The organism is Pedobacter sp. PACM 27299 (genome assembly GCF_001412655.1).
GTDB lineage: Bacteria > Bacteroidota > Bacteroidia > Sphingobacteriales > Sphingobacteriaceae > Pedobacter.
This window is the reverse complement of record NZ_CP012996.1, coordinates 5,229,157-5,245,986: the sequence shown is the minus strand read 5'-3', so window position 1 is coordinate 5,245,986 and position 16,830 is coordinate 5,229,157. Positions and strand designations below refer to the sequence as shown.

At 43.3% G+C, this 16,830-nt stretch carries 5 protein-coding genes, 2 tRNA genes and 3 rRNA genes; all 10 read left to right on the top strand.

The annotated features are described in order from the left end of the window. Window positions 1–390: 390 nt before the first annotated feature. Window positions 391–1,912 (top strand): 16S ribosomal RNA (locus AQ505_RS22035). 175 nt (window positions 1,913–2,087) lie between these two features. Beyond that, window positions 2,088–2,161: transfer RNA gene (locus AQ505_RS22030), tRNA-Ile, on the top strand. A 14-nt stretch (window positions 2,162–2,175) separates the two neighbouring features. After that, window positions 2,176–2,249 (top strand) — tRNA-Ala (locus AQ505_RS22025). Between the two features lie 218 nt (window positions 2,250–2,467). After that, a 23S ribosomal RNA gene (locus AQ505_RS22020) occupies window positions 2,468–5,347 on the top strand. A 146-nt stretch (window positions 5,348–5,493) separates the two neighbouring features. After that, window positions 5,494–5,605, top strand: a 5S ribosomal RNA gene (gene rrf / locus AQ505_RS22015). The 16S, 23S and 5S rRNA genes sit together here with 2 tRNA genes alongside, the layout of an rRNA operon. A 344-nt stretch (window positions 5,606–5,949) precedes the next feature. Next, on the top strand, window positions 5,950–8,517 hold the full coding sequence (locus AQ505_RS22010) for an alpha-L-rhamnosidase (RefSeq protein WP_231634959.1): 2,568 nt from the start codon (window positions 5,950–5,952) through the stop codon (window positions 8,515–8,517). 147 nt (window positions 8,518–8,664) lie between these two features. Continuing rightward, window positions 8,665–8,895: a hypothetical protein gene (locus AQ505_RS26515; protein ID WP_157262511.1), complete on the top strand. Its 231-nt coding sequence runs from the start codon at window positions 8,665–8,667 to the stop codon at window positions 8,893–8,895. An 8-nt stretch (window positions 8,896–8,903) separates the two neighbouring features. Beyond that, window positions 8,904–11,717: a glycoside hydrolase family 78 protein gene (locus tag AQ505_RS22005; RefSeq protein WP_231634958.1), complete on the top strand. Its 2,814-nt coding sequence runs from the start codon at window positions 8,904–8,906 to the stop codon at window positions 11,715–11,717. A 62-nt stretch (window positions 11,718–11,779) separates the two neighbouring features. After that, window positions 11,780–15,046, top strand: a complete 3,267-nt coding sequence (locus tag AQ505_RS22000; RefSeq protein ID WP_062550163.1) for a glycosyl hydrolase — start codon at window positions 11,780–11,782, stop codon at window positions 15,044–15,046. A gap of 12 nt (window positions 15,047–15,058) precedes the next feature. Then, complete coding sequence (locus AQ505_RS21995; RefSeq protein WP_231634957.1) at window positions 15,059–16,828, top strand: alpha-L-rhamnosidase-related protein; 1,770 nt, start codon at window positions 15,059–15,061, stop codon at window positions 16,826–16,828. The last annotated feature ends 2 nt before the right edge of the window (window positions 16,829–16,830 follow it).

The window sequence follows — 16,830 nt, the reverse complement described above, 5'->3', positions numbered from 1 at the left end:
TAGGAGTTCGTTAAAGTCGGTTTTGCCGGTTTAACCACCAGAAAAACAAAAAGATTTATTTTTCAAATAAAACTTGACAATAACAAAAAGATTTCTACCTTTGCAGTCCCAACAAAAACGGGGGGTTACCAAACGGAGTTTGATAACAAAACAAAAAAGACTGAAACAATCGAAATTCGATTGCAACATATAAAGAAGATCCGTGAGGTGATTCGAGAAGTTCATTAAAGAGATGTCATTTATAAACGTAGCGAGGTACAGATAGTACAGTTTCAAAGTACATGAAAACCAAAGCTATTATTTCGAGTCAGAAACTGACAGACAATACAAAAAAGAATAAAGACTATTATTAACAAGTTAAGAATGGTCAGCGTTCAAACAAAACATTTTACAATGGAGAGTTTGATCCTGGCTCAGGATGAACGCTAGCGGCAGGCCTAATACATGCAAGTCGAACGATACCGAGAGGCTTGCTTCTCGGGAAAGTGGCGCACGGGTGCGTAACGCGTATGCAACCTACCTCAATCAGGGGGATAGCCCGAAGAAATTCGGATTAACACCGCATAAAATCACAGGATAGCATTATCTAATGATCAAATATTTATAGGATTGAGATGGGCATGCGTGTCATTAGTTAGTTGGCGAGGTAACGGCTCACCAAGACCACGATGACTAGGGGATCTGAGAGGATGACCCCCCACACTGGTACTGAGACACGGACCAGACTCCTACGGGAGGCAGCAGTAAGGAATATTGGTCAATGGAGGCAACTCTGAACCAGCCATGCCGCGTGCAGGAAGACAGCCCTCTGGGTCGTAAACTGCTTTTATTCGGGAATAAACCTACTTACGTGTAAGTAGCTGAATGTACCGAAGGAATAAGGATCGGCTAACTCCGTGCCAGCAGCCGCGGTAATACGGAGGATCCAAGCGTTATCCGGATTTATTGGGTTTAAAGGGTGCGTAGGCGGCTTATTAAGTCAGGGGTGAAAGACGGTGGCTCAACCATCGCAGTGCCCTTGATACTGATGAGCTTGAATACACTAGAGGTAGGCGGAATGTGACAAGTAGCGGTGAAATGCATAGATATGTCACAGAACACCGATTGCGAAGGCAGCTTACTATGGTGTCATTGACGCTGAGGCACGAAAGCGTGGGGATCAAACAGGATTAGATACCCTGGTAGTCCACGCCCTAAACGATGAATACTCGCTGTTAGCGATACACAGTTAGCGGCTAAGCGAAAGCGTTAAGTATTCCACCTGGGGAGTACGGTCGCAAGATTGAAACTCAAAGGAATTGACGGGGGCCCGCACAAGCGGAGGAGCATGTGGTTTAATTCGATGATACGCGAGGAACCTTACCCGGGCTTGAAAGTTAGTGAATCATTTAGAGATAGATGAGTGAGCAATCACACGAAACTAGGTGCTGCATGGCTGTCGTCAGCTCGTGCCGTGAGGTGTTGGGTTAAGTCCCGCAACGAGCGCAACCCCTATGTTTAGTTGCCAGCACGTTAAGGTGGGGACTCTAAACAGACTGCCTGTGCAAACAGAGAGGAAGGAGGGGACGACGTCAAGTCATCATGGCCCTTACGTCCGGGGCTACACACGTGCTACAATGGATGGTACAGAGGGCAGCAAGCTGGCAACAGCAAGCAAATCTCAAAAAGCCATTCACAGTTCGGATAGAGGTCTGCAACTCGACCTCTTGAAGTTGGATTCGCTAGTAATCGCGTATCAGCAATGACGCGGTGAATACGTTCCCGGGCCTTGTACACACCGCCCGTCAAGCCATGGAAGTTGGGGGTACCTAAAGTATGTAACCGCAAGGAGCGTCCTAGGGTAAAACCGATAACTGGGGCTAAGTCGTAACAAGGTAGCCGTACCGGAAGGTGCGGCTGGAATACCTCCTTTCTGGAGTAGTTCAGACTACTCGCTACGTAAATGATATAAATGACAATAAAATCTCAAAAGAAAAACCCATAGAATGAAGCATCATAAGTGTTTCTGACTAAGCGAGGGAGTGGATGAGGCTACAGGGATTGTGAATGAGACACCTCAGAACAATTACCGAAGCTGAATTTAACCTAGTCCCGTAGCTCAGTTGGTTAGAGCACTACACTGATAATGTAGGGGTCAGCAGTTCAAATCTGCTCGGGACTACAAATATATTCTAAGGGGGATTAGCTCAGCTGGCTAGAGCGCCTGCCTTGCACGCAGGAGGTCAACGGTTCGACTCCGTTATTCTCCACATTACCCGGTCTAAATACGAGAGGCCATAAATATAGTTGCCAGTAGGCAATTAGGGGAACTAAAGTTCTTTGACATATTGGAAGAAGTTAATAAAGAAGAGCAAACAACAATAGAGACGTTGTTAGCTTTTAGGGATAGAGTAAGTAATTACGACAAACCGATAAGATAACGACAATCAAAAAAAGCATTTCCATAGGCGCAAAAGGCTATGGAGAGAAGAAAGTAAATAAGAGCACACAGGGGATGCCTTGGCTCTCAGAGGCGATGAAGGACGTGATAAGCTGCGATAAGCTTCGGGTATTAGCAAATATGAATTAATCCGGAGATTTCCGAATGGGGAAACCTGGCTAGTTGAAGACTAGTCGTACAATGTACGCAAACCTGCCGAACTGAAACATCTAAGTAAGCAGAGGAAGAGAAAATAATAATGATTTCCTAAGTAGTGGCGAGCGAACGGGAAAGAGCCCAAACCAGTTATGTTACGGCATAGCTGGGGTTGTAGGACTACGATATGGCATTAATGAAATGAAGTGGAACAGGATGGGAAGCCTGGCAATATAGAGTGAGAGCCTCGTACACGTAAGTAACATTAGTCTAGTAGTATCCTGAGTACCGCGAGGTCGGAGACGCCTTGTGGGAATCTGCCGGCACCATCCGGTAAGGCTAAATACTCCTGAGAGACCGATAGTGAACCAGTACCGTGAGGGAAAGGTGAAAAGAACCCCGAACAGGGGAGTGAAATAGAACCTGAAACTGTGTGCTTACAAGCGGTCGGAGCGTCCAGGTGGCGTGACGGCGTGCCTTTTGCATAATGAGCCTACGAGTTACTCTTCTCTGGCAAGGTTAAGTGTTTAAGACACGCAGCCGCAGCGAAAGCGAGTCTGAATAGGGCGTATAGTCAGGGGAGGTAGACGCGAAACCTTGTGATCTACCCATGGACAGGTTGAAGGTGCGGTAACACGTACTGGAGGACCGAACCGATAAACGTTGAAAAGTTTCCGGATGATCTGTGGGTAGGGGTGAAAGGCTAATCAAACTGGGAAATAGCTCGTACTCCCCGAAATGTTTTTAGGAACAGCGTGGTGGTTAAGTTATATAGAGGTAGAGCTACTGATTGGGTGCGGGGGAGTCAAATCCTACCAAATCCAGACAAACTCCGAATGCTATATAATATACACTGCAGTGAGGCCCGGGGTGCTAAGGTCACGGGCCGAGAGGGAAAGAACCCAGACCATCAGCTAAGGTCCCCAAGTTATAGTTAAGTTGAACTAACGAGGTCCGATTGCATAGACAGCTAGGATGTTGGCTTGGAAGCAGCCATTCATTTAAAGAGTGCGTAACAGCTCACTAGTCGAGCGATCGGGCATGGATAATAAACGGGCATTAAACTATACACCGAAGCTATGGGTAATATTAAATATTACGGTAGGGGAGCATTCCAGCGGCAGCGAAGTTATGACGTAAGTTGTGGTGGAGCTTCTGGAAAAGCAAATGTAGGCATAAGTAACGATAAGGCGGGAGAGAAACCCGCCCACCGAAAGGATAAGGTTTCCTGATCAACGCTAATCGGATCAGGGTTAGTCGGGGCCTAAGGAGAACCCGAAGGGGAAATTCGATGGACAACTGGTTAATATTCCAGTACTTTTTATAACTGCGATGTGGGGACGGAGTAGTGACACTGCCGCGATCTGACGGAATAGATCGTTAAAGGGCGTAGGTATTAGGACTGTAGGCAAATCCGCAGACCTAGCTGAAACCCGATAGTACTGCAAACCTTCGGGGGCGTAGATAGCGCAGGTAATCAGACTTCCAAGAAAAACCGCTAAGCTTCAGGTTATAAAAACCCGTACCGCAAACCGACACAGGTATCCGGGAAGAGAATTCTAAGGTGCTCGAGTGAATCATGGCTAAGGAACTCGGCAAAATGGCCCTGTAACTTCGGGAGAAGGGGCGCTGGTAGCAATATCAGCCGCAGTGAAAAGGCCCAGGCGACTGTTTAACAAAAACACATGGCTTTGCAAAATCGAAAGATGAAGTATAAGGCCTGACACCTGCCCGGTGCTGGAAGGTTAAGAGGGGATGTCATCTGTTAAAGGAGAAGCATTGAATCGAAGCCCCAGTAAACGGCGGCCGTAACTATAACGGTCCTAAGGTAGCGAAATTCCTTGTCGGGTAAGTTCCGACCTGCACGAATGGTGTAACGATCTGGGCGCTGTCTCAGCCATGAGCTCGGTGAAATTGTGGTCCCGGTGAAGACGCCGGGTACCCGCAACGGGACGGAAAGACCCCATGCACCTTCACTACAATTTAACATTGACATTGGATACAAGATGTGTAGGATAGGTGGGAGACTGTGAAGCGGCATCGCTAGGTGTTGTGGAGTCAACGTTGAAATACCACCCTTTTTGTATTCGGTGTCTAACCCCTTTCGGGGGGACATTGTTTGATGGGTAGTTTGACTGGGGTGGTCGCCTCCAAAAAGGTAACGGAGGCTTTCAAAGGTAAGCTCAATACGCTTGGTAACCGTATGAGGAGTGCAATAGCATAAGCTTGCTTGACTGTGAGGCAGACAAGCCGAGCAGGGTCGAAAGACGGATATAGTGATCCGGTGGTTCTGCATGGAAGGGCCATCGCTCAAAGGATAAAAGGTACGCTGGGGATAACAGGCTGATCTCCCCCAAGAGCTCATATCGACGGGGAGGTTTGGCACCTCGATGTCGGCTCGTCACATCCTGGGGCTGGAGAAGGTCCCAAGGGTTCGGCTGTTCGCCGATTAAAGTGGCACGCGAGCTGGGTTCAGAACGTCGCGAGACAGTTCGGTCCCTATCTGTTGTGGGCGTAGGAATTTTGAGTGGGGCTGACCTTAGTACGAGAGGACCGGGTTGGACTAACCTCTAGTGAATCTGTTGTTCCGCCAGGGGCATTGCAGAGTAGCTACGTTGGGAATAGATAAGCGCTGAAAGCATCTAAGTGCGAAACTAGCCACGAGATGAGAATTCCATATAGGACCGTAGCAGACTACTACGTTGATAGGTTACAGATGTAAAGGTGGTGACATCAAAGTCGAGTAATACTAATCATCCGAAGCTTTCAAGAGCAATAAACTGTTGTTTGTTCTTCATAATAACTTCTTTCAATAATATGTCACTGTTTGTGGGCCATAGAATATGGTTCGTGTATATGGGAATACCGATAGCTTTTGCTAAGGATACCTGATACGGAAAAGCAAACAATAAAAATATTTAGGTGCCTATATCGGCGGTGTCTACCTCTTCCCATTCCGAACAGAGAAGTCAAGCCCGCCAGAGCCGATGGTACTGCGGTAACACGTGGGAGAGTAGGTCGGTGCCAAATCTTAAAGGAAGCCTGTAGGAAACTACAGGCTTTTCTTGTATACCGCCTTTTTTATTCTCGGATAATTCTGCTGCTCAGCTGATCAAGATTAGGCTTAATTTCATCAGTTTTTAAGCTTAAGCCAGCTAATCCTTAGGTAGACAGGACAGCACAGGTTGCTGATTTCAGTACCATTTCCTATTTTGCAAACTTTGAGTTTTACTTTGCAAATCCACAATTTCTTTGTTATGATCCCAAATATTAACAAGCGTATTTACGGCTGTCTTTTTTTGTTTTTTAGTTTGTCATCGTTCCCATCTTTTAGTCAGCAGCAAATTCATGCGGAGCAGCTTCAATGTGAGCATATGATTAGTCCTATAGGTATTGATGCACTTCAGCCCCGGCTAGCATGGAAGCTAAAAGATGATAGGCGTGCTGCTGTCCAAAGTGCCTATCGGATTACCGTAAGCACGGATTCTTTAGCATTAATGAAAAAGGAGGGAAGTCGCGTTTGGGACTCTGGAAAGATAGGAAGCTCAGCTCAGCTGACCAATTATTCCGGAAAAGGACTGGATCCTTTTACGAAGTACTACTGGCAGGTACAAATCTGGGATAAAGATGGAAAGCCAGCTGCTTTTATACCCATAAGTAGCTTTGAAACTGGAATGCTTAAAATGAGCAATTGGAAAGGTACCTGGATCAGCGACAATAAGGATATTAACAAACTACCAGCTCCGTATTTCCGTAAGGAATTTAAGGCGGATAAAAAGATCAAATCAGCTCGTGCGTATATGGCAGCCGCAGGGCTTTATGAGTTGTATCTCAATGGCGAGAAGGTAGGTAACCATCGGCTTGATCCAATGTATACCAGGTTTGACAGAAGAAACTTATATGTGAGTTATGATGTAACGGCTCAACTCAAAAACGGTGAAAATGCAGTGGGCGTTTTATTGGGGAATGGATGGTACAACCATCAATCGTTAGCGGTATGGGATTTTGATAAAGCGCCATGGCGGGCAAGGCCAACTTTTTGCTTGGATCTAAGGATAACTTACACCGATGGATCAACTGATGTTGTGCTGAGCGATGATAGTTGGAAAACTGACGATAGTCCTATTGTTTTTAATAGCATTTATACTGCGGAACATTATGATGCGCGGAAGGAACAGAAAGGTTGGAATACTGCCGGTTTTGATGACCGTAAATGGAAGGGAATTGCACTTCGTGCTGCCCCCTCCAAGCAGATTGTTAGCCAGGTTATGCATCCTATTCGGAATGTAGAAGAAATACCTGTGAAGTCTGTTCGGAAATTTAACGATACTACTTATGTGTTTGACTTGGGAAGAAATATAGCAGGTGTAAGTGAAATTAAATTGAAAGGAGATCGGGGCACTCGTTTGAGCATCAAACATGGAGAAAGGTTATTAGCTAATGGGAGATTGGATTTGTCTAATATTGATGTCTATTATAGACCCAAAGATCAGAATGATCCTTTCCAAACCGATATCTTTATCCTTAACGGACAAGGAACAGAAGCGTTTATGGCTAAGTTCAATTATAAGGGATTTCAGTATATAGAAGTAACCAGTAGCAAACCTATAAATCTGAATAATGAAAGTATCATTGGGCATTTTATGCATAGTGATGTGCCTGTTGCAGGGAAGATACATACCTCAAGTGAGATGGTTAATAAATTATGGGCGGCGACTAACAATTCGTATTTATCTAATTTATTTGGCTATCCAACTGATTGTCCACAAAGGGAAAAAAATGGCTGGACCGGTGATGGGCACTTTGCTGTTGAAACTGGATTGTATAATTTTGATGGCATCACCGTTTATGAAAAATGGTTAGCTGATCATCAGGATGAACAGCAACCTAATGGGGTGTTGCCAGATATTATTCCGACAGGAGGTTGGGGCTATGGAAAATCGAATGGTACAGATTGGACGAGTACAATCGCAATTATTCCCTGGAACATTTACCTATTTTATGGGGACCCCCATTTGTTGCGGAGTTGCTATCCAAATATAAAATCTTATGTAGATTATGTGACTCAGATTAGTCCTGATGGATTGACGACATGGGGACGGGGAGATTGGGTACCTGTTAAGTCTGAATCTCCACTGGAATACACTTCTTCAGTATATTATTTTACTGATGCCATAATATTGGCAAAAGCGGCTAAACTCTTCGGAAAGGTGGAAGATTATAAACACTATAGTGCATTAGCCGAGAAGATTAAAAAAGCAATTAATGATAAATATTTGAATCGCAACGAAGGAATTTATGGTACTGGTTTGCAGACAGAACTCAGCGTTGCACTATTATGGGGAATTGTACCAGAAGACTTGAGAATAAAGGTTGCACAAAAGCTTGCCGATCGGGTAAAAGCGGACAATATGCATTTGGATGTTGGTGTGCTTGGTGCCAAAGCTATACTGAATGCGTTGAGTGAGAATGGGCAGGCGGATATTGCCTATAAATTGGCAGTGCAGGATACTTATCCTTCCTGGGGTTGGTGGATAGCCAATGGTGCAACTACCTTATATGAAAATTGGAATATTCAGGCAGGAAGAGATATTTCTTTAAATCACATGATGTTTGGAGAAATAGGTGGTTGGTTCTTTAAAGGGCTTGGTGGTATTATGACAGATGAAAAGGCACCAGGTTTTAAAAATATTCGGTTGATGCCGCATTTCGTTACTGGCTTGAATGAATTTGAATCTATACATGAAGGACCATTTGGGACCATTCAATCTTCATGGAAGAGAAACGGCCAGAAGATCATTTATGAAGTGCATATACCAGCAAATTCTTCTGCAACAATTCACTTTCCACTCGAAGCCGGACAGTCTGCCAGGATGGCTGGAACAATGCTTCCTGAAGTATATCAGGCAAGTGCTGGTAAGTATACTTTCGAAATCCAATAAATTAACTATTTAGCATAAAAAGGCGGTTATTTACTTAACCGCCTTTTTATGCTAATTTTTTTTCATTAAAGTACAGAATTACAGGATAGTACAGGTTGCCGCTTTTATGGCCTTGGTCTATTTTAGTAAAACCAAATATATATGACAATGGATAAAAGGATACTAAGATTCATTTCTGTAGTGATTTGCATAATAGTGTTCGTTTTCAGCAATAATGCACTCGCATATTCACAGCGGATGATCGCACGAGGAAAGGAAGAACTGGTTGAAAAAACTACGTTTCCTGCCGGTGCTTATCTGGTGGCAGATAATAAATTATTACTTCCGATTCATCAAAAAGAGGTAAATCTTGACGCCTTAGTTCAAAACCCACAATAATAGCACCTATGAATAGATTTAAACAAGATTTTCAATCCTTAAAGTACAAGTATATGATGATGAAAAACATGCACAAGAATGGGCTTCCTGTTTGGAAGGTCAGTTCTATGGTAATCGTATTATGTGGCTTGCTGAGTACTGGTGTATGGGCTCAAAAAATTCAGGTTCAGGAACTGAAGACGGAATATCAGAAAAATCCTATGGGTATAGATGCAGATGCACCAAGATTAAGCTGGAAAATCAGCACCAATCAGCGGAATGTTAAGCAAGATAGTTATCAGATTCGTGTTGGCAAGGATTCTCTGCACGTAAAGGCAGGAAAGGGATTACTATGGGACAGTGGTCTGCAGAAAAGTGAGGTCTCCGTATTGTTGCCATATGCTGGGCCACTGGAATCTTCTACTAGGTATTATTGGCAAGTAAAAGTTAAAGATAACCACGGCAATGAATCTCCCTGGAGTGAAATGAATTTTTGGCAAACGGGTTTATTGAAGAAATCTGATTGGACAGCGCAGTGGATCGGTGCAGAGGCTACGGATACACTTGCAGGACCAAGCCCAATTTTTAGAAAAGCTTTTGCGCTGGATGGAAAGATCCGTTTAGCAACTTTACATATTACTGCCCATGGTATATATGAGGCGATGATTAACGGTAAAAGGGTGGGTAAGGATTATATGACACCTGGATGGACCAGTTATAATGACCGTTTATTGTACCAGAATTACGAAGTTACAAACCTGGTAAATAGTGGGCAAAATGTAATTGGTTTTACCTTAGGTGATGGTTGGTATCGCGGACGCATTGGCTTCGGCGGGCAGCGTAGCTTTTATGGTAAACGATTAGCCGGTCTTGTACAATTAGAAATTATTTATCAGGATGGTAGTCGTAAAGTAATTCAAAGTGATGGCAGCTGGAAATTCACAAAGGGCCCTATCCAATATTCAGACCTTTATGATGGAGAAGTTTATGACGCCAGATTAGAGAAATGCGGATGGTCTTCTGTAGGTTATAATGACCAGAATTGGACGCCTGTTAGTATCGTTCCGGCAAGTTCCGCGGCCTTGGTTAGCAGTATATCTCCACTAGCCCGTAAACACGAAGAATTCAAAGTACTTAAAGTGATTAAAACACCAAAAGGTGAAACAGTACTAGATTTTGGTCAAAATCTGGTGGGATGGGTACAATTTAAATTGGCAGGGAAGGCTGGTTCTACTATAAAGTTCGAACATGGTGAGGTATTGGATAAAGAAGGGAATTTTTATGACGCAAATCTGCGCAGTGCGAAACAACATATCCAATATACATTTAAAGGAGTGGGACAAGAAAGGTATGAGCCAAACTTTACTTATATGGGTTTTAGGTACGTGAAAATAACCGGTTATACGGGAGAAATTGATCCTGTAGCATTTAAAGGGATCGCACTTTATGCGGATATGGCACCAACTGGAACGTTTAATACTTCAAACCCTTTGTTAAATCAGTTACAGCATAATATTCAATGGGGACAGAAAGGTAATTTTCTGGATGTGCCTACGGATTGTCCGCAAAGAGATGAACGTTTGGGCTGGACAGGAGATGCGCAAGTGTTTTTCCGGACTGCAGCTTTTAATATGGATGTGGCTGGGTTTTTTACTAAATGGATGAAAGATGTGGCTGGTGATCAGTTGCCTAACGGAAGCGTACCCTTTGTAGTACCGAATGTGTTGGATGAAAATTCAGCGGGTTCAGCCGGTTGGGGAGATGTCGCTACAATAGTGCCCTGGAATATGTACCTGGCTTATGGGGACAAAGGTATTTTGAAAAATCAGTATGCGAGTATGAAGGCCTGGGTAGATTTTATGCAGAATACGAGTAAGAATGATCTTTGGAGTACAGGATTTCATTTCGGAGACTGGCTTTATTTCCATTTACAAGACGATACTGACGGGAGGTCAGCAGTAACAGATAAATATTTGATTGCACAATCTTTTTATGCCCACTCTACACAATTACTGATAAATGCTGCCCGCGTTCTGGGAAATCAGGAAGATGAAAGAAAGTACAGTGATTTGTTGAAACGAATTAAAGCGGCTTATGTGAAAGAATATATGTCTCCAAATGGAAGATTGGTATCCGGAACACAAACAGCTTATGTATTGGCATTAAATTTTGATATGTTACCAGAAGATGCACGTGCTCAGGCCGTTGATCGGTTGGTTAGTAACATTAACAGTTATGGAAATCATTTAACAACAGGCTTTTTGGGGACACCATATTTATGCGAGGTATTGACGCGTTTTGGACGTAATGACATTGCTTATGAATTATTGCTTCAGGAAACTTATCCATCCTGGCTGTATCCGGTGAAAATGGGTGCTACCACTATTTGGGAACGTTGGGATGGGATTAAACCTGATGGGAGTTTTCAAACAACGGGTATGAATTCATTCAACCACTATGCATATGGTGCAATTGGAGATTGGATGTATCGTATTATGGCTGGTTTAGATACTGATGAAAGTGGTCCGGGTTATAAGAAAATTACCATTAAACCTAAACCTGGCGGTAAAATTACACACGCTGAAGCAACGCTGAACAGTCAGTATGGGATCACGGGTAGTGATTGGACGATAGAAAATGGTAGATTTAAGTTGAAGGTGACTATTCCGCCAAATACTTCTGCAGCTATCCTTTTACCCGGAGCAGCCAATGTAGAGGTGACGGAAAACAAACAATCATTAAGTAAGATTAAAGAATTAAGTGGAATCAACAAGAAAGGTAACGATCTTGAAGTATATGCCGGTTCAGGTACTTATACATTTGAATACGCGATTAAATTGTAGATATTATAGCCGCTAAAACAGATGGGCATATACCTACCTGTTCTACTAACCAAAGATTTCTGATGAACAAAGGGAGAAGAATTATATATTCTGCGATTTCAATAATTGCATTCGTGGCTGCCTGTAGCAGTCAGCGGAAAACAATTTCACCACATCAGGATCATGTGCTAGCCGACCTGAAAAATAGCTTTTTAAAGGTGCCAGATACCATTCAGACTTCAGTGTATTGGTATTGGATGTCTGATAATATCTCCAAAGAAGGCGTGGTTAAGGATCTTTATGCCATGAAAAAAATAGGCATAAACCGTGCCTTTATCGGAAACATTGGCTTACAAAGTACGGCTTATGGTAAGGTGAAGCTCTTATCTGAAGAATGGTGGTCAATTCTTGACACCGCTTTATTAACCGCCACTAAGCTAAATATTGAAATAGGTATTTTTAATAGTCCAGGTTGGAGCCAGTCGGGCGGACCATGGATTAAGCCTGAACAATCGATGCGCTACCTGACTTTTTCAGAACAACGTCTGAAGGGTGGTCAGAAAATCAGTACGCAACTCGTTAAACCTGATCCGCAATTTCAAGATGTAAAAGTAATTGCTTTCAAAGCCCCTCTTGATTATGGAATATACTTATCGGCATTAAAGCCAACTGTAAAAACGAGTATTCCGATTTCAGCAGCAACAGCTCTGGTTGATGGAGATCGTTCAAATCCTGTAAAAATTCCTGCTCAACAAAGCATTCATATTGATGTGGCGGTGGAGCATAACTTCCTTGCCAGAAGTCTGGTGATTTACCCCGCGCACTTTGCATTGAAAGCACATGCTGAATTACAGGTAAAGGACGGGGCGCATTACAGAACGCTAAAAACTTTCGAGATGGATAGAAGTAATCCAAGCTTAAACGTAGGATTTGATCCTTATGGGCCTATATCCGTTTCTTTTCCGGAAGTTTCCGCTAAAGAATTCAGGTTGGTTTTAAGCCAGGCTTCTACAGATTTTGCTTTGACGGAAATAGAATTGTCTGCCTCACCAGTTGTAGAAGACTTTATAGGTAAAACACTGGCTAAGATGTTTCAATCACCCTTGCCTTATTGGAAAGAGTATCAATGGAAGCCACAGGCAGAGGCGAGTTCGAAAAACTTAGTGATTGACCCAGCTGGCGTGATAGATGTTTCTTCCGGTTTGTCGGTTGATGGCATTTTAACTTGGGATTTTCCGACAGGCGATTGGATTGTAATGCGTACGGGAATGGTACCTACAAAAGTAACCAATAGCCCCGCTTCTGTGGAAGGTACCGGTTTGGAGGTCGATAAAATGAGTAAAGCCCATATTTTAAGTCATTTTGATAGCTTTTTAGGAGAAATAATACGCAGAATTCCTGCTAAGCATAGAAAGACCTGGCGCGTAGCTGTACAAGATAGTTATGAAACTGGTGGACAAAATTGGACGGATAAGATAATGGAGCAGTTCCAGGCGACTTATGGATATGACCCTCTGCCTTATTTGCCAGTGATGAGAGGCCGTGTAGTGGGGAGTCAGGAAATGTCTGATCGCTTTCTATGGGATTTGAGAAGGCTAATTGCTGATCGGGTTGCCTATGATTATGTAGGTGGATTACGAGCAGTTAGTAATAGTCATGGTTTACGAACCTGGCTTGAGAATTATGGACACTGGGGTTTTCCAGGAGAATTCTTGCAATATGGAGGCCAATCCGATGAAATTGGGGGGGAATTTTGGAGTGAAGGGGAGCTAGGAAATATTGAAAATAGAGCAGCCTCATCTGCAGCACACATCTATGGAAAAACCAAAGTCTCCGCTGAATCCTTTACCGCTGGTGGAAAACCTTATGCACGTTATCCGGCATTGATGAAACAGCGGGGAGATCGCTTTTTTGCAGAAGGGATAAATAATACATTGCTTCATGTATTTATACAACAGCCTACAGACAATTTAGTCCCAGGTATCAATGCTGATTTTGGAAATGAGTTTAACAGACACAATACTTGGTTCAATTACCTGGATCTGTTCACTTCTTATTTGAAAAGAACTAACTTTCTGCTGCAACAAGGCAATTATGTCGCAGACGTAGCCTACTTCATTGGTGAAGATGCACCAAAAATGACAGGGGTGACAGATCCCGCTTTGCCGGCTGGATATTCATTCGACTATATTAATGGAGAAGTGCTTCGCGATCGGGTAAAAGTGAAAGATGGTAAATTGGTCTTACCGGATGGAATGAGTTATAGCTTACTCGTTTTACCCAAATTGGAAACTATGAGGCCAGAATTACTGGCTAAAATTAAAGAGTTGGTGGAACAGGGGGCTACCATATTGGGGTCGGCACCACTGCGATCACCTAGTTTACAGGGATATCCTGCTGCAGACCGGGAAGTAGATCGTTTAGCCACCCTACTTTGGGGTGAAAAAAGAGAGGTAGTTTCTAGTTCCCGTTCTTTGGGTAAAGGACGCGTGTTACAAGGAATGGATATGCAAACTGCATTGAATATTTTAAAGATTGTTCCAGATTTCAAAACGAATACAGCCAGTCCGGTTTTATATATCCATCGTAAACTGGCTAATCAGGATATTTACTTTGTGAGTAACCAAACAGAGCAGGAGCTTACTATTAATCCTGATTTTCGCATCACTGGCAGAGCTGCACAACTATGGGATCCAATAACGGGTAATACACGTGTCTTGCCAGCATACACAGAAACAAGTACGGCAACAGCTATTCCGTTAAAATTGGCTCCTCTGCAAAGTGTTTTTATTGTCTTTACAGATCCACGTAAAGTAGGACGATCCACTGAAGAGAACTTTCCAAGGCAAAATCTGCTGAAAGAGATTGAGGGAAGATGGGAGCTGAAATTTACGGATCAGTTTAGGGGACCTAAGGAGTCTATTTTCTTTGATAAATTAACTGACTGGACCTTGAGCCCGGAAGAGAAAATCAAATATTATAGTGGCACTGTGAATTACAACAACACTTTTATGTTGAAAAGACCAGCTAAGGGTGAACTCATTATGTTAAATCTCGGGAAGGTAAATGTAATGGCGAAAGTTAAAATTAATGGTAAGGATGTTGGGGGGCTATGGACTGCTCCCTGGGAGCTAGATATTACCTCTGCTTTGCAGGACGGAGAAAATAAAATTGAGATCAGTGTGGTGAATACCTGGGACAATAGACTGATCGGGGATAGTAAGTTGCCTGCTACTGAAAGGACAACCTGGACCAGCGTAAATCATTTTAAACCAGAAAGCCCATTATCGCCGGCGGGCTTAATTGGCCCGGTGAGGTTATTTAGTTACCCTGTCAATCAAACCCATTAAAAAATAGAAAGCATGATGCGTGTTAAATTTGGATTATTTATTTTCTTAATTTTTTTAGGTGTCGTTCCTGGGTTGTTTGCACAACTGCCCCCCGTTTATGATGGGCTTCACAATGCTAATGAGGCTCGAAAAGACCCTAGGATAAGGATGTACCTTATTCCACAGCGGATTTTGTGGCAGTCAGACCGAAGTGGCAAGTACATTAAAGATGCGCAATATTTGTTAAATTCGGGAAATGGTCAGGCTGAATTGGTCAATAAAGCACTCATTACATTAAAAAGTGATGGGCAGACTGAACCTGGGATTTTGTTGGACTTTGGGAAGGAGTTACAGGGAGGGATTCAGCTCGTAACTGGTTTGATGCAAAATCAGAAACCGCTGAAAGTACGCATTCGTTTTGGGGAATCAGCGTCCGAGGCAATGTCCTCAATTGACACTATAAGTGGGGCTACAAATGATCATGCGATCCGCGATATGATTGTAGAATTACCTTGGTTAGGGGCGATGGAGTTTGGTAATACCGGCTTTCGCTTTGTCCGCATTGACCTGGTAGATCCTAATCGGGAACTGTTGTTAAAAGAAGTACGTGCTGTTTTTAGTTACAGAGATACTCCATATATAGGCTCATTCCACAGCAGTGATGCACGGCTCAATGAAATTTGGGCAACCGGTGCTTACACCGTTCATCTGAATATGCAACAGTATTTATGGGATGGTGTAAAACGTGACCGATTGGTTTGGGTAGGGGATATGCATCCGGAAATTATGACCATCAACAGCGTTTTTGGTTATAATGATGTGGTTCCTAAAAGCCTCGATCTAATTAAGGAGGTCAATCCACTGCCTTCCTGGATGAATGGGATCAGCTCGTATTCTATGTGGTGGATCCGGATTCAGCGAGATTGGTATAGATATCAGGGCCGTAAGGATTATCTGGAAGCACAGCGTACTTATCTGGTGGATTTACTTCACCATCTAATGACTAAAATTAAAGGTAATGAAGAACACTTGGATGGTATGCGTTTCCTGGATTGGTCTTCTTCAGAAAACCAACCAGCGATTCATGCGGGGTTACAGGCAATGATGGTAATGACTTTTCAAGATGGGGCAGAGTTATGCCGTATTTTGGGAGATGAGGCAACCGCAAAAAAATGTGATGAGGCAATTGGACGGCTTAAAAAACATGTGCCTGACCCAGCTAATAGTAAACAAGCTGCTTCTTTGATGGCCCTTGCAGGGTTAATGCCAGCGGAAAAAGCGAATCGGGATTTTATAGCGGTTGGCGGTACCAAGAACTTCTCTACCTTTTATGGATACTATATGTTGCAGGCAAAAGCAAAGGCTGGTGATTATCAAGGAGGATTGGACAATATCAGGGATTATTGGGGAGGGATGTTGGATTTGGGGGCGACTACCTTTTGGGAGGACTTTGATTTGGATTGGATGAAAAATGCTGGGCGTATAGATGAACTGGTTCCTGAGGGTAAAATTGATGTTCATGCAACCTATGGAAACTACTGTTATAAAAATTTCAGGCATAGTCTGGCACATGGCTGGGCATCCGGGCCAACTGCCTGGCTGACGGAGCATGTGTTGGGGGTGCAGGTATTGGAACCAGGATGTAAGGTTATACAGGTCAAACCACACTTGGGGGATCTGAAATTTGTAGAAGGAACTTTTCCTACACCTTATGGTGTAGTGAAAATCAAGCATACTAAATTAGACAACGGAAAAATAAAATCTGAGATTAGTGGACCAGCAGAGGTTCGGGTGATCCAATAAAT